Origin of the sequence: Gilliamella sp. A7, from assembly GCF_002142015.1 — a bacterium.
In the GTDB taxonomy this organism is placed as follows: Bacteria; Pseudomonadota; Gammaproteobacteria; order Enterobacterales; family Orbaceae; genus Gilliamella; species Gilliamella apis_A.
In genome coordinates, this window is record NZ_NASN01000012.1 from 22378 (window position 1) to 44063 (window position 21686).

The following is a 21686-nucleotide window of genomic DNA, read 5'->3' on the forward strand; positions in this document are numbered from 1 at the left end:
CCATCAAAAATGCAATCTTTTATTTTGTTAATTCTTTTACACCAGAACTAGTACCGACTAAGGCAATATCAGCCCCTTTATTGGCAAATAATCCAACAGTAACTACTCCAGCAATGCTGTTAATACGATTTTCCAATTCCATTGGTTTGGCTATAATGAGATCATGAACGTCTAAAATGACATTACCATTATCGGTAATAACACCTTGGCGATAAATTGGTTTGCCACCAAGTTTGAATAATTCTCTAGCAACATAAGAACGAGCCATAGGAATGACTTCTACTGGTAAAGGGAATTTGCCAAGGACATCGACAACTTTAGATTCATCAACGATACAAATAAACTGCTTAGCTAAAGCTGATACGATTTTTTCACGGGTTAGAGCTGCTCCACCACCTTTAATCATTTGCATATGATGATTAATTTCGTCGGCACCATCGACATAAATATCTAAGCTATCTACTTCATTACAGTCTAATACAGGAATTCCATAGCTTTTTAATTTTTCAGTTGATGCTTCTGAACTAGAGACAGTTCCTTTTATCTGATCTTTTATTGTCGCAAGTGCATCAATAAAATGCGCCGCAGTAGACCCAGTTCCAACGCCAACTAATGAATCAGGCTTAACATATTTTAGCGCTGACCAGCCTACAGCCTTTTTTAGTTCATCTTGTGTCATGATATCACCGTATGTAAATATGATTTTGATCAAAAAAATTTTAAAATTTTAAAAGCAAAATTGTTCAATATATGGCATAGTAACTAATTGGAAAGCAAAAATCATTAGTATTTTAAGAAAATCTATAAAGTTTTAGATCGATTTCAAATTTTTTGCAAAATAAAAATAGCTTGAATGACCAAGCAGAGATCAAATCATTAGTAAAGAGATTATGAAGCGTCCAGATTATAGAGCATTACAAGCATTAGATGCAGTGATAAAAGAACGAGGTTTTGAACGAGCGGCTGATAAATTGTGTATAACACAACCAGCGGTTTCGCAACGTATTAAGCAATTGGAAAGCTTTTTTGGTCAGCAGTTATTAGTACGAACTATTCCTCCAAAAGCGACCAAACAAGGCGAACATCTTCTCGGATTATTACATCAAGTCGAATTATTAGAGCAGCAATGGTTAGGAGATAATGAACAAAATACTACCCCATTGTCACTATCAATTGCTATTAATGCTGATTCGTTAGCAACATGGTTTTTACCAGCATTAAAACCAGTTCTTGATAAAAATATTTTACGTTTTGATATTCAAGTTAAAGATGAAGAGCATACCTTAGAACTTTTACGTTTAGGTACTGTTGTTGCGGCAATTAGTATTCAACCAAATCCTTTACCAGGATGCTTATCAGATTTATTAGGCGCATTAGATTATATCTTTGTTGCTTCGCCTGAATTTGCAAAAAAATATTTTCCGAATGGGGTAACCCGTTCATCGCTTTTAAAAGCACCTGCAGTTGCTTTTGATCACTTAGACGATATGCATCAAGCCTTTTTACAGGAAAATTTTAATTTGACACCAGGCAGTGTAATTTGCCATATCACTAGTTCGTCAGAAGCTTTTGTCCAGTTAGCTAAACAAGGTTCTGCATGTTGTATGATTCCTATGTTACAAGTTGAGCAAGAGTTAAAAACAGGGGAATTAGTTAATTTAACTGAAGGTTTATTTCAAAGACGAATGCTGTATTGGCATCGCTTTGCTCCTGAAAGTAGTGTAATGCAAAATATTTCCGAAACGTTAATTCGTTATGCGCAGCGGATATTATCTCAACCTGCGGAACGAAAATAACTGTCGCATAAACTATTTTTAGCTAACAAAATTGTTATTTTAACTATTTTATTAACTACCAGCAAATTTATAGAACTAAAAGATGAGCCAATTGAAAAACGATTGTTACTTACGTGCATTACAGTGTTTGCCGGTAGATTACACGCCAGTTTGGATGATGCGTCAAGCTGGTCGCTATTTGCCTGAATATCGACAGCTTAGAGCTAAAGCGGGTGATTTTATGACAATGTGTCAAACACCTGAACTTGCATGTGAAGTGACTTTACAACCATTGCGACGCTTTGATCTTGATGCCGCAATTATCTTTTCTGATATCTTAACCATTCCTGATGCCATGGGACTTGGATTATATTTTGAAGCTGGTGAAGGACCAAAATTTGAAAAAACGATTTCTAGTTTGGCTGATATAGCACAATTGCCAATACCCGATCCGGAACAATCGCTCAAATATGTGATGGATGCCATTCGTTTAACTAAGCAAGAGTTATCCAGTAAAGTACCATTAATCGGCTTTTCTGGTAGTCCATGGACATTAGCCACGTATATGATTGAAGGTGGTAGTAGTAAAGCTTTTACAAAAATAAAGAAAATGCTTTATTGTGAACCAAAAGCTCTACATCTATTATTAGAAAAATTGGCTAATAGTGTGGCACTGTATCTAAATGCACAAATTGATGCCGGTGCACAAGCAATTATGATATTTGATACTTGGGGCGGGATACTTAGCCATCAGAGTTATCGTGAATTTTCTTTGCATTATATGCAATTAATTCTTTCGCAATTAAAGCGTGGTAAGAAAAGTGATAATATTACTTCTTATGTCCCTGTTACGCTATTTACGAAAGGGGGCGGTTTATGGTTGGATACAATTTGTAAATCAGGATGTGATGCAATAGGTGTTGATTGGACTGTGGATTTGAATCTAATTGCTCAAAAGGGTAATATTACTATACAAGGTAATTTAGATCCTTCAATATTGTACGCTAACAAAGAAACCATAGAGTCTCAAGTTGAATCGGTGCTGACTGATTTTGGTCATTATAATGGTCATATTTTTAATTTAGGGCATGGTATTCATCAAGATACCCCAATTGAGCATGTACAATATTTAGTTAATGCAGTACATCAACAGTCCAAAAGGTTCCATTTATGATTAAAAATCCAGTTCAATTAAGAATAGCAAAGTTAGCTGTATGGCAACAACGTTTATTCATGGTTTGCTTATGTGAACGAATGTATCCAAACTTTGTTTATTATTGCCATTTACAACAAGATGAACAATCAGCTGTCGGTTATAAAAAAATTCTTGATTTAATTTGGGAGTCTTTATTAGTAGAAAATGTTAAAATCAATTTTGATTTACAACTCGAAAAACTGGAATTGATAATTCCAATCCTCAACGAAGATAGTCCGTATATAGTTTATCCTGCTATTGATGCTTGTCAGGCGCTGAGTGAGATTTTACATTCTTATATCAGTGGTGAAATAGTCGAACATTCTGCTAAAGTGAGTAGTATCTCGGCAACGACAGTAGCTGAATTTGAAATGACAAGGGACAATATTGAACTTTCGGAGCAAGAACAATCGCAATTACCTAGTGTTATTGAAGAATTTGACTTACAATGGGATATTTTTCGATTATTAAGTAATGAAAACAACGAAATGGTTGATCTAATTAAAGGCTTAAAGGAGGATATAAGATCTACTAAAACGAGTAATATTGGTGTTTTTTTGAGCGATTAAATCGCTTGCGGAGTGATTTTTTTAATTTTTATTAAATTTTTCTTTAACATTATACAAATATAGACTACATTTAACAGCAATGTAATCTGAATGATGTTTACAGAAGCAAAATTAAGTGATTAACTTTGCTAAAAATGTTAACTTTAACAATAAAATAAATATGTAAGGATATCTCCATGAATAAAACAGAACTTGTAGATGCTATCGCTAGTAAAGCTGATATTACTAAAGTTGCCGCTAAAACAGCGTTAGAAGCAACTCTTGCTGCTATCACTGAATCACTAAAAGCTGGTGAGCCGGTTCAACTAGTTGGTTTTGGTACATTTAAAGTTAATGCTCGTAAAGCTCGTACTGGTCGTAATCCAAAAACTGGTAAAGAAATTAAAATCGCAGCAAGTAAAGTACCAGCATTTGTTTCTGGTAAAAGCTTAAAAGAAGCAATCAAATAATGTTATTGTTTTTTTCCTATCATTATTGATAGGGTAACATCAAAGGCCATACATGGATAAGTTATGGCCTTGTTGTTAATGTCCCAATTCTCTTCTTTTCTCTTTTTTACAAACTATAAGTTTTTCTTAATTATTATGAGTCTTTATCAATGGTCATTTAAGTGGTTAATTTGCTAAATTTAGCATTCAATAGGCTGGCTAAATCATGTGGGGATATTTCGATTTCTAATCCTCGTTTGCCACCAGAAACTAACATTGTTTGGTACTGTTTAGCACTAATATCAATCAGCGTAGGTAGTAATTTTTTTTGACCCAATGGGCTAATTCCTCCCACGACATAACCAGTGGTTTTTTGTGCTAAATGTGGAGCGGCCAGTCCAATTTTTTTACAATCTAATATTTTAGCAACTAGCTTGAGATCTAAAGAACAATCAACCGGTAGAACACAAACTGCTAATGTTTTATTATCGCCATTGATGCTCACAATTAAGGTTTTAAATATCTGACCGGCAACAATATTAAGCTCTAATCCAAGCTTATTTACTGCTTCTTGACCATAATGAGTCTGATCGGCATCGTGCTGATATTGATGAATCTTAAATTTAATTTTCTGATTTTTTAGTAATCTAATGGCTGGCGTCATAATAATAACCGTAACATAAAGATTTTGGTGAGAATTAGAAATTAATCATCCCTATTAAGTGCGATTAATAGAGATGATGATTATAATTAGGACATTATTTGTTGATTATTTTCGTCTAATTTTGATGATTCAACATTATTATTTACGCTATATAAGCGATAAAAGAAGCTAAATATAAAGAAATCAGCAAACACAGCCAATGAAGTAGATATAGCATCAACAACAATATTTTTTTCTAATAAAGAACTAATACCACTCAGTATTGCAATAACAATAGTATCGATTAAAATCATTAAAACAGGGGCTTTCCAATTTTGGAAGAAAATCTTGTGGCAGGCACTAAATCTTTGAAAAAAAAGCATTGAGTTAGGTTGTGCCGCTGAAACGAGAAAATAATTAAAAATCGATTTATAAATTACAAAAGCTATGCAAGCTATAACCACGATTAATAGTAATGATATCATTTGGGGGAGAAGTAATCCTATTATGCTGAGGATTAGTAATAATAAAATAATGATAGGAATACAAATTAACATATATAAAACAGAAAAACCAAGTATATTCAGGCATATTGGAAGTATTCGCGAGAATATTAAACTTGGATTAAGTTTGTTACTCATTGATAAATTACAGATAATGCTCAATATGATTGAAACCAAAACTACATTCACCAAATATAGAACTAGGAAGGATTGCATAACATAATTGGAGACCATACCGAATTGATTCAATAATTCTAAATCTACCATTAGGCGTTCGAGATCAATTATATAATTTATAATTAGGGTATTAATTAACCCAAGTACAATACTTGATATCGCTATTAGGGAAAATCGATTACGGATAAAGTTAATCGTTTGTTGAAAAATAGTTGAAAATGAGAAGTTTTTTTGTGAATTCATCATGTTTCCTTTAATGTGGTAATACAAGTATTACCACTGCGTATAAATTGAATTTAATAATTATGATTGCAGTAATGAAATATCAGCAACTTTTAAAAATAAATTTTGTAATTTCTTTAAAAGAGCTAATCGGTTAAGTTTAATTTTTTCTTCATCAACCATCACCATAACTTTCTCGAAAAAGGTATCTATAGGTGCTTTAAGTGATGCTAATTCAACTAAAGCCTCTTGATATTGTCCCTTAGCAAAATAAGGTGCTAACTTATCTGTTAATATTGCTATTTGCATCGCTAATTCGCCTTCAGCGCCAGCTTCGAGTAATGAAGCGTTAATACTTTCAGGGATAGTGTCTGCGGTTTTCGATAAAATATTTGATACTCGTTTATTAGCTTCAGCTAATGAAGAAGCTTCTGGTAACGTTCTAAAATGTGTTACAGCGTTGACTCGGGCATCAAAATCAGCCGGTCTAGTTGGATTGATGGCTAGCACTGCTTGAATCGTATCAATAGCAAATCCTTTTTCTTGATACCAAGCTCGGAATCGACCTTGCATAAAGTTGACAATGTCATCAACAACATTTTGATTAGTTAATTTATCACCATATAATGATGTGGCAAAATTAGCTAATTCAACTAAATCAATAGGTAAACATTTTTCAACAATAATACGTAATACGCCAATAGCAGCACGACGAAGCGCAAAAGGATCTTTATCTCCTTTTGGATGTTGTCCAATACCAAAAATACCCGCTAATGTATCCATTTTCTCAGCAATTGAGACAGCGCTAGCAACTGCTGTACCTGGTAGTTCATCACCAGAAAAACGCGGTTTGTATTGTTCTTCAATAGCCGTGGCAACTTCAATACTTTCACCATCTTTAATCGCTAAGTATCGTCCCATAATGCCTTGTGTTTCAGGGAACTCAAATACAGTATTGGTGACTAAATCACATTTAGTTAATTTCCCTGCTCGTTTAGCTTGTTCAATGTTAGCCTCTATTTTTTCAGCAACAAAACCAGATAAGGCTTCAATACGAAGTGCTTTATCTTTAACTGTACCTAGTTGTTGTTGGAACAAAACAGTTTCAAGGCGAGGAAGACGATCTTCTAAGCTTTGCTTCAAGTCTGTTTTATAAAAGAATTCAGCATCTGCTAAACGTGGACGAACGACTTTTTCATTCCCAGAAATAACAACTTGCGGATCTTTGGACTCAATATTAGCAACAAAAATGAAATTTGGTAACAATTTTCCTTGTTTGTCGTAAACAGGGAAATATTTTTGATCGCCTTTCATGGTATATACCAATGATTCAGCTGGAACCTCTAAAAATCTTTCTTCAAATTTAGCAGTCAATACCACTGGCCATTCAACTAATGATGAAACTTCTTCAAGTAAGCTTTCGGTTAAGTCTGCTTTACCATTAAGTTTAGCTGCTGCTTCTTCAGCTTGCTGTTTAATGATTGATTTTCGTTTGTCATAGTCAGCGACAACTTTTCCGCGTTGCTCAAGAATTTCTGGATATTGGTCAGCATTATCAATAGTAAATTGTTGCTCGCCCATAAAGCGGTGACCACGAATGATTCGGTCTGATTCAATATCTAAAATGATACCGGGTACAAGTTCATCACCATATAACATAGTGACTGTATGGCTAGGTCGAATAAATTCAACTTGACGAGCAGCCCAACGCATCGGTTTAGGGATCGGCAATTTATTTAAGGCATTTTTAACCATATCACAAAGTAAATTGACAACTGGTTGACCTTTTTGATTGTGAGTATAAGATAGCCATTCACCTTTATCGGTTTGAACTCGTTCTGCTTGTGAAACATCAATCCCACAACCACGAGCCCAACCTTCGGCGGCTTTTGTCGGGTTACCATTTGCATCAAATGCTGCACTCACTGCTGGTCCCCGTTTAACAATTTGACTATCTGGTTGAGTATCATTTAGATTCAAAACTTTTAACGCTAAACGGCGTGGTGATGCATACCAAAGTACTTCACCGTGCTCTAAATTAGCATTATCAAGTTGTTCAATAAAATTAGCTGCAAAGCTTTCGGCTAAAGAACGGAGTGATTTTGGTGGTAACTCTTCAGTACCGATTTCCACTAAAAATGTTTTTTGCATAATATATCAACTCCTACTCTGCTGCATTTGGGTTAGAACTTGAATTTTGGCACATTGGAAAGCCTAGTGCTTCACGAGATGCGTAATATGCTTCAGCCACCATTTTGGTTAATGTCCTGATTCGCAAGATATAACGTTGGCGTTCGGTTACCGAAATTGCTTTACGAGCATCTAATAAATTAAAACAGTGAGCCGCTTTTAAAATACGTTCGTAAGCTGGTAACGGCAGCGGTTTTTCTAATTCAAGTAATAATTTTGCTTCTTTTTCATGTTGTTCAAAACAATAAAATAAGAAATCAATATTAGCGTATTCGAAATTATAGGTTGATTGTTCGACTTCATTTTGATGAAAAACATCACCATAAGTAGTTTTACCGAATGCTCCATCGCTCCAAACTAAGTCGTAAACACTATCTACACCTTGGATATACATTGCTAGTCGTTCTAATCCATAGGTAATTTCACCGGTGACAGGTTTACATTCTAGGCCCCCGACTTGTTGAAAATAGGTAAATTGTGTTACTTCCATGCCATTTAGCCATACTTCCCAACCTAATCCCCATGCACCTAGTGTTGGGTTTTCCCAGTTATCTTCTACAAAACGGATATCGTTGATTGTTGGATCAAGGCCAAGTTCTTTTAAAGAGCCTAGATAGAGTTCTTGGATGTTATCTGGTGATGGTTTTAAGATAACTTGAAATTGATAATAATGCTGTAACCTATTCGGATTTTCACCATAACGACCATCAGTTGGGCGTCGCGATGGTTGAACATAAGCTGCATTAATTGGTTCTGGACCAAGTGCTCGTAAACAGGTCATTGGATGAGAAGTACCGGCACCGACTTCCATATCTAATGGCTGAATCACTGTACAACCTTGATTAGCCCAGTAATCTTGTAACGTAAGTATTAACCCTTGAAAGGTTTTGACATTAAACTTTTGCATGATGTTATCTTTATGGTTGTGTTAATTTTTTCTACAAATTAAATAGTGCTACATTTTATACTTTTTATTAGAGCTTGTGAAATGCCTAATTACTTTATATTGATTAAGCTACACAAGATAGTTTTCATTTTGCATCTTTAGCCATTTGTCGGTATAGTGAAGTCATCTATATTGCTTGGTAAAAAATCAAAAATAATAAGGCCATGTCTATTTATCATAAACTGTTGATTATATTTTTTTGGGGATTAATAAATACACATTTTGTGTATGCCGATGATAATCAACAATTACAATCGTTACGTCGTTCAATCGAAGAACAAGAAAAACGTCTAGCTGAGCAAAAAAAAGAGCGGGCTCAATTAGTTAATGATCTTAAAGAGCAAGAGACCGAAATAGCTAAATTACTTTCATCAATAGAGAAAAATAGTCTTACACTTAAAAAGCTAAATAGTGAAATAAATTCTTTAATTAAGCAAATCAATGAATTAAAAATTAAACAACAACAACAACGCAATGAGTTAGCAAAACAGTTAGAAAGTGCCTTCAAACTAGGAAAAAACACCAACTTTAAACTTATTTTTGCTAGCGAACAAAGTGAGCGTAATGAGCGTCTTATTACTTATTTTCGCTATATTAATGAAGCTCGGCAACAGCAAATAAATATGCTTCGCGAAACACAAATACAACTTAGTGACAAGAAAACGGCTTTGAAAAAGACACAGAGTACTCAAAAAGCATTAAATACAAAACAGAAACAGGAACAATTAGCTCTTGAAAAAAATCACCAAAGTCGTAAAAAGACGATAAGTTTGCTTGAAGCCTCGATGCAGAAAAATCAACAGAAATTAGACGAGCTTAAAGATAATGAAGCAAAATTACAGGCTAGAATTGCCCAAGCGGAACGGGAAAGTCGAAAAATAGCTGAAGAAGAGGCAAGGCAAGCAAGAAATATAGAAGAAAAACAACAAAAGAATACCAATTATACACTTAATGCCAACGAACGAGCATTAATGGCTCGAGTCAGTGGTATTGGTAAACCACAACACCAATTTAATTGGCCAGTAAATGGAAATACTGTTCATCGATTTGGTGAAACATTACAAGGTGAACTACGTTGGAAAGGGATGGTCATCAATGCCAGAGATGGCACTCAAGTTAAAGCCATTGCTGATGGGCGCGTTATCTTAGCTAGTTGGTTACAAGGTTATGGATTTGTTGTTGCACTTGAACATGGTAAAGGCGATATGAGTTTATATGGTTATAACCAACGCGTGTTAGTTGAAGTAGGCGAAAAAGTTCGAGCTCAACAGCCAATTGCTATTGTTGGTTCAAGTGGTGGTCAAAATACCTCTGGACTTTATTTTGAAATTCGTCGAGATGGTAAAGCATTAGATCCAAGTGGCTGGTTAAAATGATAAAACATCTGTTAAAAGTAGTGGTATTATTTTTATTATTTAATACTAATAATGTATTAGCAGCAAAATTGGCATTAGTAATAGATGATTTTGGTTATCGGCAGCACAATGAAGAACAGATTATTTCATTCTCATCTAATATCACTATTGCCGTTCTACCTCATTCACCTAATGCTAGACGAATTGCGACCATGGCCCATGAACATGGTAATGATGTCATTATTCACTTACCCATGGCCCCTTTAGGTAAGCAACCATTAGAAAAAAATACTCTATTTCCTTATATGAGTGAGTTGGAAGTAAAAAGAATCGTTGATGATGCGGTTTCCCGTGTGCCATATGCTATTGGGGTGAATAATCATATGGGCAGTTTAATGACTGCAAATTTAAATGGTATGCATAACGTCATGAAGGCATTAAGTCACTATTCAATGTTTTTTTTAGATAGTAAAACGATAGGTAAGACTCAAGTAAAAAACGCAGCAAGTGAATACAATATAGCGGTTATTGGACGCGATGTCTTTTTAGATGATCAACAAAAAGAATATGCTATTGCTCAGCAGTTTGATTTGGCAATAAAAATTGCCCAAAAAAATGGTTATGCCATTGCTATTGGCCACCCTCATCCACAAACCGTGAATGTCTTACGTACTAAATTAGCTAATTTACCTGACGATATTGAATTAGTGAAAGTTAGTCAGTTGATTACATCACCAACTAAAGCTAAACTTAAACCGACAATTAAAGATATATTTGAAAAATATAAAAAACGATTTACAGATATATCAAATCTTAATTCTTTAGAATAACAACAGTTATTGCTTTTCAAGCGTGCGATGACGAATTTGAACTTGTTTATTTTGCGCTTTAAAAAACTCGGCTAATTGTTCCGCAATAAAAACAGAGCGGTGTTGTCCACCGGTACAACCAATGGCTATAGTCAGATAGCTACGGTTATTTTTTTCTAACATAGGCAACCATTGTTGTAGATAATTGGCGGTTTGATAAATGAAATTCGCTACCTCATCATGTTTTAATAAATAGTTTTTAACTGGTTCATCTAAGCCAGTTAATGGCCGTAAATTGATATCCCAATGGGGATTAGGTAAAAATCTAACATCAAACACAAAATCAGCATCGACAGGTAAACCATGTTTAAATCCAAATGATTCAAAGATCATGGTTAATTCTCGTTCTTTTTTACCTAAAACTCTGGTTCTAAGAATAGTTGATAACTCATGAACTGAAAGGTTGTCAGTATTTATCATCAAACTCGCATGTGATTTTAAAGGTTCTAAATAGGTTTCTTCTAAATCGATAGCTTCTTCTAATGAATATTTTTGATTAGTAAGGGGATGTATTCGTCTGGTTTCGCTATAACGTCGAATCAGTGTATTACGACTACAATCAAAAAAGATTATTTCAGGTGTAACAGAAGAGGGTAAACGTTGGAGAATATCATGATTAAAATCAAAATTATCAGGCAAATTTCGAATATCTAGACTGACAGCAACAGGGATATTATTATCTTTCAATGATTCAGCAAGTTGTGGTAATAAAGCGATCGGAATATTATCAACACAATAAAATCCCATATCCTCTAATGCGCGTAATGCAATTGATTTTCCTGAACCTGAACGGCCACTTACTATCAATAATATCACAATATCAACTCCAAAATAATTGGTGCTCTAGTATATACCGTTTAGTTCAACATGTGCAATTATTGGAAATAAACAGTGATCGGAAAAGCCAGATTATCTGGCTAGTACTCAGTTTTTATTTTGGCAATTAATTGTTTAAGTGCTTGTCCACGATGAGAAATTTGGCTTTTATGCTCTTTGGTTAGTTCTGCTGCACTACAATTAAGTTCTGGAATAAAAAATAATGGATCATAACCAAACCCACCATTGCCATGTGGTTCATTCAAAATTAATCCGTTCCATTTACCTAAACAAATAATAGGCGTTGGATCATTTTCGTGTCGCATAAAAGCCTGCGCACAATAAAAGTATGCGGTTCTTTTTTCTTTTGCTACATCTTTTAATGCAAGTAATAATTTCTCATTATTACTTTTATCATTGCCATGTTCTCCGGCATAACGAGCTGAATAGATGCCTGGCTGACCATTAAGCGCGTCAACAACTAAACCAGAATCATCAGCAATCGCCGGTAATTGTGTCAGCTTTGCAGTGTGTCTAGCTTTTAAGATAGCATTTTCAATAAATGTTAAACCGGTTTCTTCTACATCAGGAACATTGAATGCACTTTGGGCTACAACATCAAAGCCTGCATTGGCTAAAAGCTGTTGTAATTCGTTAACTTTTCCTTGATTGTTGGTAGCTAAAACAATTTTTTGCATTTTATGACTCCATAATTAATTTGTGTTATATAGCTATTAGTAAATTGAATATTACTGATAGAAATATTGCTTAAAATTTAAAAATCGGGCTCACAGCAAAATGTCATACTCTCCCCGGTTTTAGGGTGATTTATTGTGAGTAGTTGTGCATGTAACAATAATCGTTTTGACATCGAAAATGCTTCAGGATGAGCATAAAATTTATCCCCTAATATTGGATGTCCGATTGCTTGCATATGAACTCGTAATTGATGGGAGCGTCCTGTGAACGGAAATAGTGCAACTCTAGTGGTATTATCATCATTACGAGCAATAACTTGATAATGGGTTAATGCATATTTGCCGTTTTCGTGGTCAACCATTTGTCGTGGACGATTAGGCCAATCACAAATTAATGGTAATTCGACTTGGCCAGTATCATTTTCAAGATGGCCATGAACTACTGCAATATAATTTTTTTTCGGTATTCGTTCGCGGAATTGTTTTTTAATTTCTCTATCAGCCAATTTTGATAAAGCGGCAACCATGATGCCACTGGTCGCCATATCGAGACGATGGACTGATTCAACATAGCTATATTTTTGTTGTAAACGATGGATAATGCTATCTATAAATTGTGGTTTATTGCCTGAAACAGATAATATACCGGGTTGTTTATTAACAACAACAATATGATCATCTTGATATAAAATAGTTAGCCACGGATCAATGGGGGGATGATATTCCAAAAGCATGAATGTGTGATAATTTGTAAAATTAAATTGCCACACATTCTAACAAACTTACCAAAAAGCGCTAGTCGAAAAGTTTATTTACTCCAGATTGATTTTTTATTCGGTGAAAAAAACTGAGAAAAGAGTATCACCAAACTCACCAAAAGGTAACAAGCAAAAATAATGATCATCCATTGCGACATTTCAATAGTTAAAAAAGACCAAATTTTGTCTGCACATGAGCCATAAGCATTAAACATGCTTGGTAACCATTCATTTAACGCTAACCAAGAAGGAAATTGTACATTAATAGAACAGGTATCACCTAGATTTGGTTCAAACTGTAAATGGGCATGAAACATTGCTAAGTTAAAACCTTTAATGGCACTAAATAACCATACCAAAATACCCGTTAAACGAAAAATTAGTTTGCTAGGCGCAATCAGCCCAATTAAGCTACCAAGCATAATGCCGTAAATTGCACAACGTTGATAAATACATAATGTACAAGGGGCTAGACCTAAGCCATGTTGAAAATAGAGAGCGGTTATTTCAAAAATAAAGGTGGAAAGAAATAATAAAAACCAAGCAACTCTACCGCGAGAGTATTGATTGAGCAGAGATAACATACTGTTTTATTCCTCCGGATTCCGTTATAATCGTGTCAAATTCATTTTATTGAAATTAATCGATATTAATTTTTAGCCAGTAGTAGTGTAGTTTATTTTTTAATAATGTGAAACGACTTTTATTTATAAACGGTGGATTAATCTTTTCTTATGGACTCAAAAGTTCAACAAACAAAACAACAAGTCTCATTTATCACAATTAGTGAAGAAAATGAGGCCCAACGCATTGATAACTTTCTAATTACACACCTTAAAGGTGTGCCTAAAAGTATGATTTATCGCATACTTAGAAAAGGTGAAGTTCGCGTTAACAAAAAAAGAATAAAACCAGAATACAAGTTAGCTATTGGTGACCAAGTGCGTATCCCTCCTATACGTATTTCCGAAAAAACGGTGCCAGAGATTTCCACAAAGCTAAATAAAGTTGCTGATTTGGAGAAGGCAATCATTTATGAAGATGATGTTATTTTAGCCATTAATAAACCATCTGGAATTGCCGTACATGGCGGTAGTGGTCTAAGTTTTGGTGTTATTGAAGGCCTAAGAGCCTTACGACCAGAAGCAAAATTTTTAGAATTAGTGCATCGAATTGACCGCGAAACATCAGGTATTTTATTGATTGCGAAAAAACGTTCTGCGTTAAAGTCTCTGCATGAACAATTACGTTTGAAACAGATGCAAAAGAATTATTTAGCTTTAGTGAAAGGTAATTGGCCTTCTGAATGCAAAGTTGTACAAGCACCATTATTAAAAAATGTTCTTAAAAGTGGTGAACGAGTGGTTAAGGTCAATGCCGAAGGTAAGCCTTCAGAAACGAGATTTAAAGTAGAAGAACGTTTCGGTTTTGCAACCTTAGTTAAGGCGAGCCCCGTAACTGGTCGTACTCATCAAATTCGTGTGCATACTCAATATGCTAATCATCCAATTGCATTTGATGATCGCTATGGTGATAGTCAATTCGATGCATTATTAGCTGATAGTAAACTTAATCGATTATTTTTACATGCCGCTAATGTAAAATTTATTCATCCGAAAACTTTACAAGAGATGCAATTAAATGCTCCGTTGGATGATGTATTGCAAAATTGTTTGACAAAGATTAGAGATGACAAACATCAACAAACAGAATGATTAAAATGAGAAGGTAATTAATAAGCATGAAAGATCTTAATTTATACTTAATTAGACATGGTCAAACAGAATGGAATATTAAAGATCAGATGCAGGGGTCACAAAATTCACCTCTTACTGAAAATGGCATTTTAGGTGCCAAAATAACCGGAAAGCATCTAAAAAATACGCCATTTATACAAGCCTATTCTAGCCCTCAACAACGAGCAATGGAAACTCGAGACTATATTGTTAATGAAAATGATAATGTAATTCCTTCTTTTGAACTTGAAGGTTTACGAGAGATGGATTTTGGTCTTTGGGAAGGTAGACATGTACCTTTACTAAAAAAAGAATTCCCAGAATTTAATACCTATTTAACTGAACCAGAAAAGTTTGATGCATCTGTTAATCAGGGTGAAAATTACCTTGATGTGCTATCTCGTATGAAAAATGCTTTAAATGAAATTGTTAAAAATGCACCGCAAGATAATGGTAATATTTTAGTTGTATCACATGGTACGGTGTTACGAATATTACTTTGTGTTTTAAATGGTGGCGATTGGCGTCAACATCGTGATGAAAACTATTTTCCTCGAATGTTAAATACCAGTATTAGCGTGGTTAATTATAAACAGAACAACGATCAACAAGATGGTGAATATTCAGTTAAATTTTATAATAATGTTGATCATTTAGACGATTAATTATTATTCTTTGACATTTTCAGGCTAATGCTATTAGTAACATTAGCCTGAAATGTGAGTCTATTTTCTACTATAGACAGCATAACGTTTTTGCAACTGTTTTAATTGATTAATTCTTGCATCAAATTTTGAAATTAAGGTTTGATTACCTTTTGCTTGAGTTTTAGCGTTAATCAATAATCGAATTGCGTCCGGAAAATTTCCTTCTAGTGCTACTGATTCAGCTTGTGCGCTCATCTCTTGAGCTCTTGATTTTAGTCCGCCATAAGCTATTATTAATAAATCCCAACCGTTAGTATCATCACTATGATCAAAAGTATATCGATGTAATAGACTTACTGCTTGTTGATAATTACGAGTTTTTATATAAGCATTAGCTAGATTTAATTGCAATGCGGAACTATCAGGTGATCTTTTTAATGCCGATTGTAGGCGACTAATAGCCGTACTACCATTATTAAGTGCCAAATCAATATCTGTCATTAAATCAATATACCAAATATTATTTGGATTATTATCTAATAGTGGTTGTAATTGTTGTTTGGCTTTTTGGTAATTATTATTATTGTAATCAATTAAAGCATTAGCATAAATTACCGCTATTTTACTTTGTTCATTATTCAGTTTACGATAATCTTCAATCAATAATCTAGCATTAGTTTGATTACTCATCCGTATTGCTATTCTAGCTTTGGCTAAGTAATAATTTAAAGATGGTATAATATTCTTTTTTGAGTATTGTAACGAACGATTACGAATATCCGATAAACGACTATTTGGTAAGGGGTGAGTCATTAGGATTTCAGGTGGTTTACTGCTAAAGCGACTTTGATCGGCAAGTTTTTGTAAAAATTCAGAAGAAGCATAAGGATCAAAGCCTGCTTTTGCCAATGTTCTAAGTCCAACTCTATCTGCTTCTTGTTCATTTGATTGGGTAAAATTAATCATACTTTGTGTTGAACCCGCCATGGTGGTTGTTATTCCCGCAATCCCCACTTCCGGATTAGCTAAAGTTAATAATAACGAACCAAGTGTGGCTCCCCAAACGTAAGGACTATTATTATTTTGAGCCTCCATAGCTCGAGCTAAATGTCGTTGTGTTACATGCCCGATTTCATGAGCCATTACCGATGCTAATTGACTCTCATTATCGGTATCCAATATTAGTCTTGAATGAACAACAACATTACCACCAAAAAAGGCAAAGGCATTAAGCACATTACTTTTCATGATATAGAAATGAAAAGGAGTTTGTACCGATTCAGACTTGGAAACCAATTTTTTACCCAAATCATTGATGTATTGATTCAAAACCGGATCATTAATAATTGGAGCACTACCTCGTAACAAGCGCATATAATAATCGCCCATCTCTTTTTCTTGACCGATGCTTAATGTTGCTGCAGCTGCGGTTCCCATATCGGGTAGTTTAATGTTATTAGCATAAACGATAGACGTATTTTGTAATAGCAACGATGTAGATATTATTAATGCGATTGCTTTTTTTAACATACTTTTAACTCATATAAAGATTAATATTTAAGTATTCTAGCTTAAAAAAAAGACAATATCACTTTGAATTTTTTATCAATTTGAGCTATTACTACTATAGTATTTTATTTGCTCGATTTAATAATATTAAATAATAGTGTTATTCAAATACTGCTTGGCGAATTTGATCAATATCAACATTGTTAATGTAGTTTTTGATATTGGGATAAATATTATAATGGTGTCCAAACTCAGGTTGCATTAATTCATCAATAGCTTGATGTTTACTCCAGTTTTGAAAAATTAAACGATACATAGCAATCACTGCCCCTGTGCGATCACTACCATGCCAACAATGAATTAATATCGGTTTTGGTGAGGTTTTGATTGCTTTAAGGATTTGAATGATTTTTTCATCGGAAATATCTCCAGCACGCATATTGATCCAAACCTCACTGATTTCAGTATTAGCAACTTTATCCCGATCGCTATGCCATAATCGTAGATTAATTATGGTTTTAATGCCGAGTTTATCAAGTTGTTTTATCTGTTTTAATGATGGTTGTTCAGAGCGATATATGTCATTAGATACTTGATGGAAGTTATTAGGAAAAAGGTTAGAATTAACATTCGACTGGCAACTGCTAATGATAAAACTTAAGCAACACAACAACATAATGTTCACTATTTTGGCAATTTGCAAACTAAAGTGAGCCATTACTTGTTGTGCCCTATTCATCATTACTACTGTTCTTTATGTTTATTGTTGACGACTTTTAATAAATTCAATAATTTGGTTTACTTTTACCAATTCTTTATCTCCGCCTGCACGATGTTTATATTCTACATCACCATTATCAAGGTTACGATCACCAATAACAATAGTGTGTGGAATACCAATTAATTCAGCATCAGCAAACATTACACCTGGGCGCTCTTTACGGTCGTCAAATAGTACTTCAACACCAGCAGCTTGTAGATCGGCATAGAGTTTTTCTGCCGTCGCCTGTACTCTTTCTGACTTGTGCATATTCATTGGAATAATAACAACGCTAAATGGTGCTATGGCTTCTGGCCAAATAATTCCACGATCGTCATGGCATTGTTCGATTGCAGCGGCAACTATTCGGCTAACACCAATACCATAACAACCCATGATCATCACATGATTTTGTCCATCTTCACCTTGCACTGTTGCTTTCATTGCTTCTGAATATTTAGTACCAAGTTGGAAAATATGTCCAACTTCAATACCACGTTTAATTTGCAATGTACCTTTGCCGTCAGGACTTACATCGCCTTCAACTACATTACGGATATCTTCAATGCGAGGTAAAGCAACATCGCGTTCCCAATTGATATTGAAATAATGTTTATGGTCAATATTGGCACCAGCACCAAAATCACTCATTACAGCAACATCACGGTCAATAATCATTGGCATATTTAGGTTTATTGGTCCTAGAGAGCCTGGTCCTGCATTGACTAATGTGCGAATTTCATCTTCGGTTGCAAATTCAAGTGGAGACGCCACAATATCGATTTTTTCTGCTTTGATTTCGTTTAAAGTATGATCACCACGAACTAATAAAGCCACAAGTTGGTAACCACTCTCTTTAGTGGCTTTAACCATTAACGTTTTAACGGTTTTTTCAATTGGTAAATTGAATTGAGCTACTAATTCATCAATAGTTTTGGCATCTGGAGTATCAACTAGCTGCATCTCTTTAGTTGGAGATTGGCGAGTTTGAGTTGGTGCTTGTGCTTGTGCCATTTCGATATTTGCCGCATAATCAGATTCAGTTGAAAAAACAATATCATCTTCACCACTATCAGCTAATACTTGGAATTCATGTGACCAGTTACCGCCAATCGAACCAGTATCAGCTCTTACCGCTCTAAAATTTAAGCCAGCACGAGTAAATACAGCACTGTAAGCCTTATACATATCATCATAGGTTTCTTGTAATGATTCTTGAGAGGTGTGGAATGAGTATGCATCTTTCATAATAAATTCACGCGAACGCATAACACCAAAGCGAGGTCGTACTTCATCGCGGAATTTGGTCTGAATTTGATATACATTAAGAGGTAATTGCTTATAAGAGCTTACTTCATTGCGAAGTAAGTCAGTGATCACTTCTTCATGAGTTGGGCCTAAGACGAAATCACGATCACCACGATCTTTAATGCGTAGTAATTCAGGACCATATTGTTCCCAGCGACCACTTTCTTGCCATATATCGGCAGGTTGTACCACAGGCATTAATACTTCAATTGCACCAGCTTTATTCATCTCTTCACGAACAATATTTTCGACTTTTTTCAGCACGCGATAACCTGTAGGTAACCAGGTATATAATCCGGCAGCAACTTTACGGATCATACCGGCACGTAACATTAATTGATGGCTAATTACTTCAGCATCTGCTGGTGTTTCTTTTAATGTAGATAGAAGATATTTACTGGTTCGCATACATTTATCCTGAAAACTAATTTATACATAGATATAATAAAAATGTTAACTAGTTTAACAGTACCATGCGCAACACAAAAGTAATTTTATTGGTAAATATGGTTATAAATGTTTATTTGTGATAAATTTTCCTTTATTGAGAATCAGTTACTAAACAATATGGATAAATGGAAATTGAACATACGTAAATTAATAGAACGTTTATTCTTTCTCTTTTTAATAGGTCTTATTTTATATTTGCCGATTAAATTTGTTAAATATCATTTGTTTGATTTAAGTTATCAAGAGATATTAGAGTTTTCTTGGCGAACTGATGGTTGTCGCGTTTTAGACACAATGAAATATACAACGAAATGTCCCTGTCCTAGTTTTATTGAGTCTGATGACTATATTACCATTAGTGATGATGGCGATTTATATTTTGAAAATGAACTTTTTGGTAAATTGATATTAAAAGACAAACCTAGTTTTTTTCCTGACCCCTCTGAAATATTGTCAGGTGGCTTTATGGAAATTATACGGTCAGATTTAGGTGTTGTTTGTTACTATGATTCGGTATCAAAATTTTGAGAGTTTTTTAGCTAAAATTAGCTGTCAAAAACCCCGTTCCTCAAAAATTTTTTATGTTAACAATTTAATCTCAATTAATGGCTTGATTCGACAATAGTTATCACCATAATATAGCACTAAATATAAGTCGTTTTTAACTATAATTACGAGCAAGTCATTGATTACAAAAAGGGATAAAATGGGTTCGGTTTTTGATATATTCAAAATTGGTATAGGTCCTTCTAGTTCACATACCGTTGGTCCAATGAGAGCAGGTAAGGCATTTATTGATCAACTTATTGATAACGGGCAAATGTCGTTAGTGACTAAAATTGTTGCTGATATTTATGGCTCTTTGTCACTGACAGGTAAAGGTCACCATACTGATGTTGCAATTATTCTCGGATTATCAGGTGAAAAACCTGATACTGTTAATATTGATCAGATTCCCCACATTATTCAAACTATGAATCAATGCTGTCGGCTACCAATATATAATGGTCAATACCAAGTCGATTTTTCAAGTCAAAGCATTATATTTCATTCTACTTTTCTACCATTACACGAAAATGGAATGACGTTAAGTGCTTATCATCATGACGAACTAATTGTGCAAAAGACTTATTATTCAGTGGGTGGTGGTCAAATTGTTGAAGAGGAATTGTTCGGTCTACAAGAACAGAATGTAATAGATGTACCTTACCCTTTTGCAACCGCCGCACAATTATTGCAGCATTGTGATGATAACTCATTGTCGGTATCTAGTATTGTTTTAAAAAATGAGTTACAACATCATACTCATGAGGAAATCATAAATTATTTTTCTTTAGTTGGACAAACAATGCTTGATTGTATTAAGCGAGGCATGAATACCGAAGGATTATTGCCTGGTACTCTTAAGGTTTCTCGTCGAGCAAATGCATTGTATCGTCAATTATTAACAAGTAAAAGTAATAATGATCCAATGATTATTATCGATTGGGTAAATATGTTTGCACTAGCTGTTAGTGAAGAGAATGCCGCTGGTGGTAGGGTCGTGACAGCACCGACTAATGGGGCTTGCGGTATCATTCCTGCTGTACTGGCATATTACGATAAATTTATTGATCCTGTATCACCAGATATTTTTATTCGTTACTTTTTAACCTGTGGAGCTATTGGATTACTCTATCAAAAAAATGCCTCCATTTCTGGTGCTGAAGTAGGCTGTCAAGGTGAGGTTGGCGTGGCTTGTTCTATGGCGGCAGCAGGATTAGCTGAATTGTTAGGGGGGAATCCTCAACAGGTGTGTATGGCTGCCGAAATTGGTATGGAACATAACTTAGGTTTGACTTGTGATCCCGTTGATGGTCAAGTACAAGTTCCTTGTATTGAACGTAATGCGATTGCAGCGGTGAAAGCCATTAATGCCACTCGGATGGCATTAAGACGTACTACCGCTGCGATTGTTTCGCTTGATAAAGTGATTGAAACTATGTACGAAACAGGCAAGGACATGAATGCTAAATATAGAGAGACTTCTCGTGGCGGGCTAGCTATTACGGTTCATTGTAGTTAATAGTGAATCGTATGAGATGTGACAATTTATCATCAGTAATATTATGATTAAATCATAGCTGCGATTT

The 21686-nt window shown here is 34.6% G+C and carries 22 protein-coding genes; 10 read left to right on the forward strand and 12 right to left on the reverse strand.

Annotated elements, in window-relative coordinates:
- Nucleotides 1-19: 19 nt before the first annotated feature.
- Nucleotides 20-679 carry a ribose-5-phosphate isomerase RpiA gene (gene rpiA / locus B6D18_RS04950; RefSeq protein WP_086363429.1) on the reverse strand — a complete coding sequence of 220 codons (660 nt, stop codon included), beginning with the start codon at nucleotides 677-679 and terminating at the stop codon, nucleotides 20-22.
- A gap of 211 nt (nucleotides 680-890) precedes the next feature.
- Between rpiA and B6D18_RS04955 the strand changes: the two genes are divergently transcribed.
- From B6D18_RS04955 to B6D18_RS04970, 4 genes are all read left to right on the forward strand, one after another.
- Nucleotides 891-1796, forward strand: a complete 906-nt coding sequence (locus B6D18_RS04955) for a LysR family transcriptional regulator ArgP (RefSeq protein ID WP_065578265.1) — start codon at nucleotides 891-893, stop codon at nucleotides 1794-1796.
- Between the two features lie 82 nt (nucleotides 1797-1878).
- On the forward strand, nucleotides 1879-2949 hold the full coding sequence (gene hemE, locus B6D18_RS04960) for a uroporphyrinogen decarboxylase (protein ID WP_086363430.1): 1071 nt from the start codon (nucleotides 1879-1881) through the stop codon (nucleotides 2947-2949).
- Nucleotides 2946-3539, forward strand: coding sequence for a YjaG family protein (locus tag B6D18_RS04965; RefSeq protein WP_086363431.1), 594 nt, complete (start codon nucleotides 2946-2948; stop codon nucleotides 3537-3539). The genes hemE and B6D18_RS04965 overlap by 4 nt, the downstream gene beginning before the upstream one ends.
- A 176-nt stretch (nucleotides 3540-3715) precedes the next feature.
- Entirely contained in the window at nucleotides 3716-3988 is a 273-nt protein-coding gene (locus tag B6D18_RS04970; protein ID WP_065558407.1) for an HU family DNA-binding protein, read from the forward strand.
- 157 nt (nucleotides 3989-4145) lie between these two features.
- On the opposite strand, the gene ybaK is transcribed toward B6D18_RS04970, so the two are convergent.
- From ybaK to glyQ, 4 genes are all read right to left on the reverse strand, one after another.
- Nucleotides 4146-4631 carry a Cys-tRNA(Pro) deacylase gene (gene ybaK / locus B6D18_RS04975; protein WP_086363432.1) on the reverse strand — a complete coding sequence of 162 codons (486 nt, stop codon included), beginning with the start codon at nucleotides 4629-4631 and terminating at the stop codon, nucleotides 4146-4148.
- A gap of 86 nt (nucleotides 4632-4717) precedes the next feature.
- Nucleotides 4718-5095 carry a hypothetical protein gene (locus B6D18_RS04980; RefSeq protein WP_086363433.1) on the reverse strand — a complete coding sequence of 126 codons (378 nt, stop codon included), beginning with the start codon at nucleotides 5093-5095 and terminating at the stop codon, nucleotides 4718-4720.
- A 498-nt stretch (nucleotides 5096-5593) separates the two neighbouring features.
- A complete protein-coding gene (gene glyS, locus B6D18_RS04990) occupies nucleotides 5594-7666 on the reverse strand; it encodes a glycine--tRNA ligase subunit beta (RefSeq protein WP_086363435.1) in 2073 nt (690 codons plus the stop codon).
- 10 nt (nucleotides 7667-7676) lie between these two features.
- On the reverse strand, nucleotides 7677-8609 hold the full coding sequence (glyQ, locus tag B6D18_RS04995; protein ID WP_086363436.1) for a glycine--tRNA ligase subunit alpha: 933 nt from the start codon (nucleotides 8607-8609) through the stop codon (nucleotides 7677-7679).
- A 203-nt stretch (nucleotides 8610-8812) separates the two neighbouring features.
- Here glyQ and envC point away from each other — a divergent pair, with 203 nt between their 5' ends.
- A complete protein-coding gene (gene envC, locus B6D18_RS05000; RefSeq protein ID WP_086363437.1) occupies nucleotides 8813-10024 on the forward strand; it encodes a murein hydrolase activator EnvC in 1212 nt (403 codons plus the stop codon).
- Nucleotides 10021-10833 (forward strand): divergent polysaccharide deacetylase family protein, encoded by an 813-nt coding sequence (locus B6D18_RS05005; protein WP_086363438.1) that lies wholly within the window; start codon nucleotides 10021-10023, stop codon nucleotides 10831-10833. Before envC ends, B6D18_RS05005 begins: the two co-directional genes overlap by 4 nt.
- 6 nt (nucleotides 10834-10839) lie before the next feature.
- Here the strand turns inward: B6D18_RS05005 and rapZ are convergent, their stop codons facing one another.
- From rapZ to dsbB, 4 genes are all read right to left on the reverse strand, one after another.
- On the reverse strand, nucleotides 10840-11688 hold the full coding sequence (gene rapZ / locus B6D18_RS05010; RefSeq protein WP_086363439.1) for an RNase adapter RapZ: 849 nt from the start codon (nucleotides 11686-11688) through the stop codon (nucleotides 10840-10842).
- A 101-nt stretch (nucleotides 11689-11789) separates the two neighbouring features.
- Nucleotides 11790-12386, reverse strand: a complete 597-nt coding sequence (locus B6D18_RS05015; protein WP_086363440.1) for an XTP/dITP diphosphatase — start codon at nucleotides 12384-12386, stop codon at nucleotides 11790-11792.
- Between the two features lie 77 nt (nucleotides 12387-12463).
- Nucleotides 12464-13120 (reverse strand): bifunctional tRNA pseudouridine(32) synthase/23S rRNA pseudouridine(746) synthase RluA, encoded by a 657-nt coding sequence (rluA, locus tag B6D18_RS05020; protein WP_086363441.1) that lies wholly within the window; start codon nucleotides 13118-13120, stop codon nucleotides 12464-12466.
- Between the two features lie 74 nt (nucleotides 13121-13194).
- Nucleotides 13195-13728 carry a disulfide bond formation protein DsbB gene (dsbB, locus tag B6D18_RS05025; RefSeq protein ID WP_086363442.1) on the reverse strand — a complete coding sequence of 178 codons (534 nt, stop codon included), beginning with the start codon at nucleotides 13726-13728 and terminating at the stop codon, nucleotides 13195-13197.
- Between the two features lie 150 nt (nucleotides 13729-13878).
- Between dsbB and rluC the strand changes: the two genes are divergently transcribed.
- Nucleotides 13879-14859 carry a 23S rRNA pseudouridine(955/2504/2580) synthase RluC gene (rluC, locus tag B6D18_RS05030; protein WP_086363443.1) on the forward strand — a complete coding sequence of 327 codons (981 nt, stop codon included), beginning with the start codon at nucleotides 13879-13881 and terminating at the stop codon, nucleotides 14857-14859.
- Nucleotides 14860-14885: 26 nt separating this feature from the next.
- Nucleotides 14886-15545 (forward strand): histidine phosphatase family protein, encoded by a 660-nt coding sequence (locus B6D18_RS05035; RefSeq protein WP_086363444.1) that lies wholly within the window; start codon nucleotides 14886-14888, stop codon nucleotides 15543-15545.
- Between the two features lie 60 nt (nucleotides 15546-15605).
- On the opposite strand, the gene B6D18_RS05040 is transcribed toward B6D18_RS05035, so the two are convergent.
- The 3 genes from B6D18_RS05040 to proS all read right to left on the reverse strand — a co-directional run bounded on the left by B6D18_RS05040 (nucleotide 15606) and on the right by proS (nucleotide 19512).
- Entirely contained in the window at nucleotides 15606-17057 is a 1452-nt protein-coding gene (locus B6D18_RS05040; protein ID WP_086363445.1) for a M48 family metalloprotease, read from the reverse strand.
- A gap of 139 nt (nucleotides 17058-17196) precedes the next feature.
- Nucleotides 17197-17778 (reverse strand): dual specificity protein phosphatase family protein, encoded by a 582-nt coding sequence (locus B6D18_RS05045; RefSeq protein ID WP_086363446.1) that lies wholly within the window; start codon nucleotides 17776-17778, stop codon nucleotides 17197-17199.
- 18 nt (nucleotides 17779-17796) lie between these two features.
- On the reverse strand, nucleotides 17797-19512 hold the full coding sequence (proS, locus tag B6D18_RS05050) for a proline--tRNA ligase (protein WP_086363447.1): 1716 nt from the start codon (nucleotides 19510-19512) through the stop codon (nucleotides 17797-17799).
- A 174-nt stretch (nucleotides 19513-19686) separates the two neighbouring features.
- Here proS and B6D18_RS05055 point away from each other — a divergent pair, with 174 nt between their 5' ends.
- On the forward strand, nucleotides 19687-20082 hold the full coding sequence (locus B6D18_RS05055) for a hypothetical protein (RefSeq protein WP_144063952.1): 396 nt from the start codon (nucleotides 19687-19689) through the stop codon (nucleotides 20080-20082).
- Between the two features lie 178 nt (nucleotides 20083-20260).
- Nucleotides 20261-21619, forward strand: a complete 1359-nt coding sequence (locus B6D18_RS05060; protein WP_086363449.1) for an L-serine ammonia-lyase — start codon at nucleotides 20261-20263, stop codon at nucleotides 21617-21619.
- Nucleotides 21620-21686: the final 67 nt, after the last annotated feature.

What these genes read in the sequence shown, in the direction of transcription:
- rpiA (WP_086363429.1), bottom strand. Translation starts at nt 679, where the DNA reads ATGACACAAGATGAACTAAAAAAGGCTGTAGGCTGGTCAGCGCTAAAA.
- B6D18_RS04955 (WP_065578265.1), top strand. Translation starts at nt 891, where the DNA reads ATGAAGCGTCCAGATTATAGAGCATTACAAGCATTAGATGCAGTGATA.
- hemE (WP_086363430.1), top strand. Translation starts at nt 1,879, where the DNA reads ATGAGCCAATTGAAAAACGATTGTTACTTACGTGCATTACAGTGTTTG.
- B6D18_RS04965 (WP_086363431.1), top strand. Translation starts at nt 2,946, where the DNA reads ATGATTAAAAATCCAGTTCAATTAAGAATAGCAAAGTTAGCTGTATGG.
- B6D18_RS04970 (WP_065558407.1), top strand. Translation starts at nt 3,716, where the DNA reads ATGAATAAAACAGAACTTGTAGATGCTATCGCTAGTAAAGCTGATATT.
- ybaK (WP_086363432.1), bottom strand. Translation starts at nt 4,631, where the DNA reads ATGACGCCAGCCATTAGATTACTAAAAAATCAGAAAATTAAATTTAAG.
- B6D18_RS04980 (WP_086363433.1), bottom strand. Translation starts at nt 5,095, where the DNA reads ATGATATCATTACTATTAATCGTGGTTATAGCTTGCATAGCTTTTGTA.
- glyQ (WP_086363436.1), bottom strand. Translation starts at nt 8,609, where the DNA reads ATGCAAAAGTTTAATGTCAAAACCTTTCAAGGGTTAATACTTACGTTA.
- envC (WP_086363437.1), top strand. Translation starts at nt 8,813, where the DNA reads ATGTCTATTTATCATAAACTGTTGATTATATTTTTTTGGGGATTAATA.
- B6D18_RS05005 (WP_086363438.1), top strand. Translation starts at nt 10,021, where the DNA reads ATGATAAAACATCTGTTAAAAGTAGTGGTATTATTTTTATTATTTAAT.
- B6D18_RS05015 (WP_086363440.1), bottom strand. Translation starts at nt 12,386, where the DNA reads ATGCAAAAAATTGTTTTAGCTACCAACAATCAAGGAAAAGTTAACGAA.
- rluA (WP_086363441.1), bottom strand. Translation starts at nt 13,120, where the DNA reads ATGCTTTTGGAATATCATCCCCCCATTGATCCGTGGCTAACTATTTTA.
- dsbB (WP_086363442.1), bottom strand. Translation starts at nt 13,728, where the DNA reads ATGTTATCTCTGCTCAATCAATACTCTCGCGGTAGAGTTGCTTGGTTT.
- rluC (WP_086363443.1), top strand. Translation starts at nt 13,879, where the DNA reads ATGGACTCAAAAGTTCAACAAACAAAACAACAAGTCTCATTTATCACA.
- B6D18_RS05035 (WP_086363444.1), top strand. Translation starts at nt 14,886, where the DNA reads ATGAAAGATCTTAATTTATACTTAATTAGACATGGTCAAACAGAATGG.
- B6D18_RS05040 (WP_086363445.1), bottom strand. Translation starts at nt 17,057, where the DNA reads ATGTTAAAAAAAGCAATCGCATTAATAATATCTACATCGTTGCTATTA.
- B6D18_RS05045 (WP_086363446.1), bottom strand. Translation starts at nt 17,778, where the DNA reads ATGATGAATAGGGCACAACAAGTAATGGCTCACTTTAGTTTGCAAATT.
- proS (WP_086363447.1), bottom strand. Translation starts at nt 19,512, where the DNA reads ATGCGAACCAGTAAATATCTTCTATCTACATTAAAAGAAACACCAGCA.
- B6D18_RS05060 (WP_086363449.1), top strand. Translation starts at nt 20,261, where the DNA reads ATGGGTTCGGTTTTTGATATATTCAAAATTGGTATAGGTCCTTCTAGT.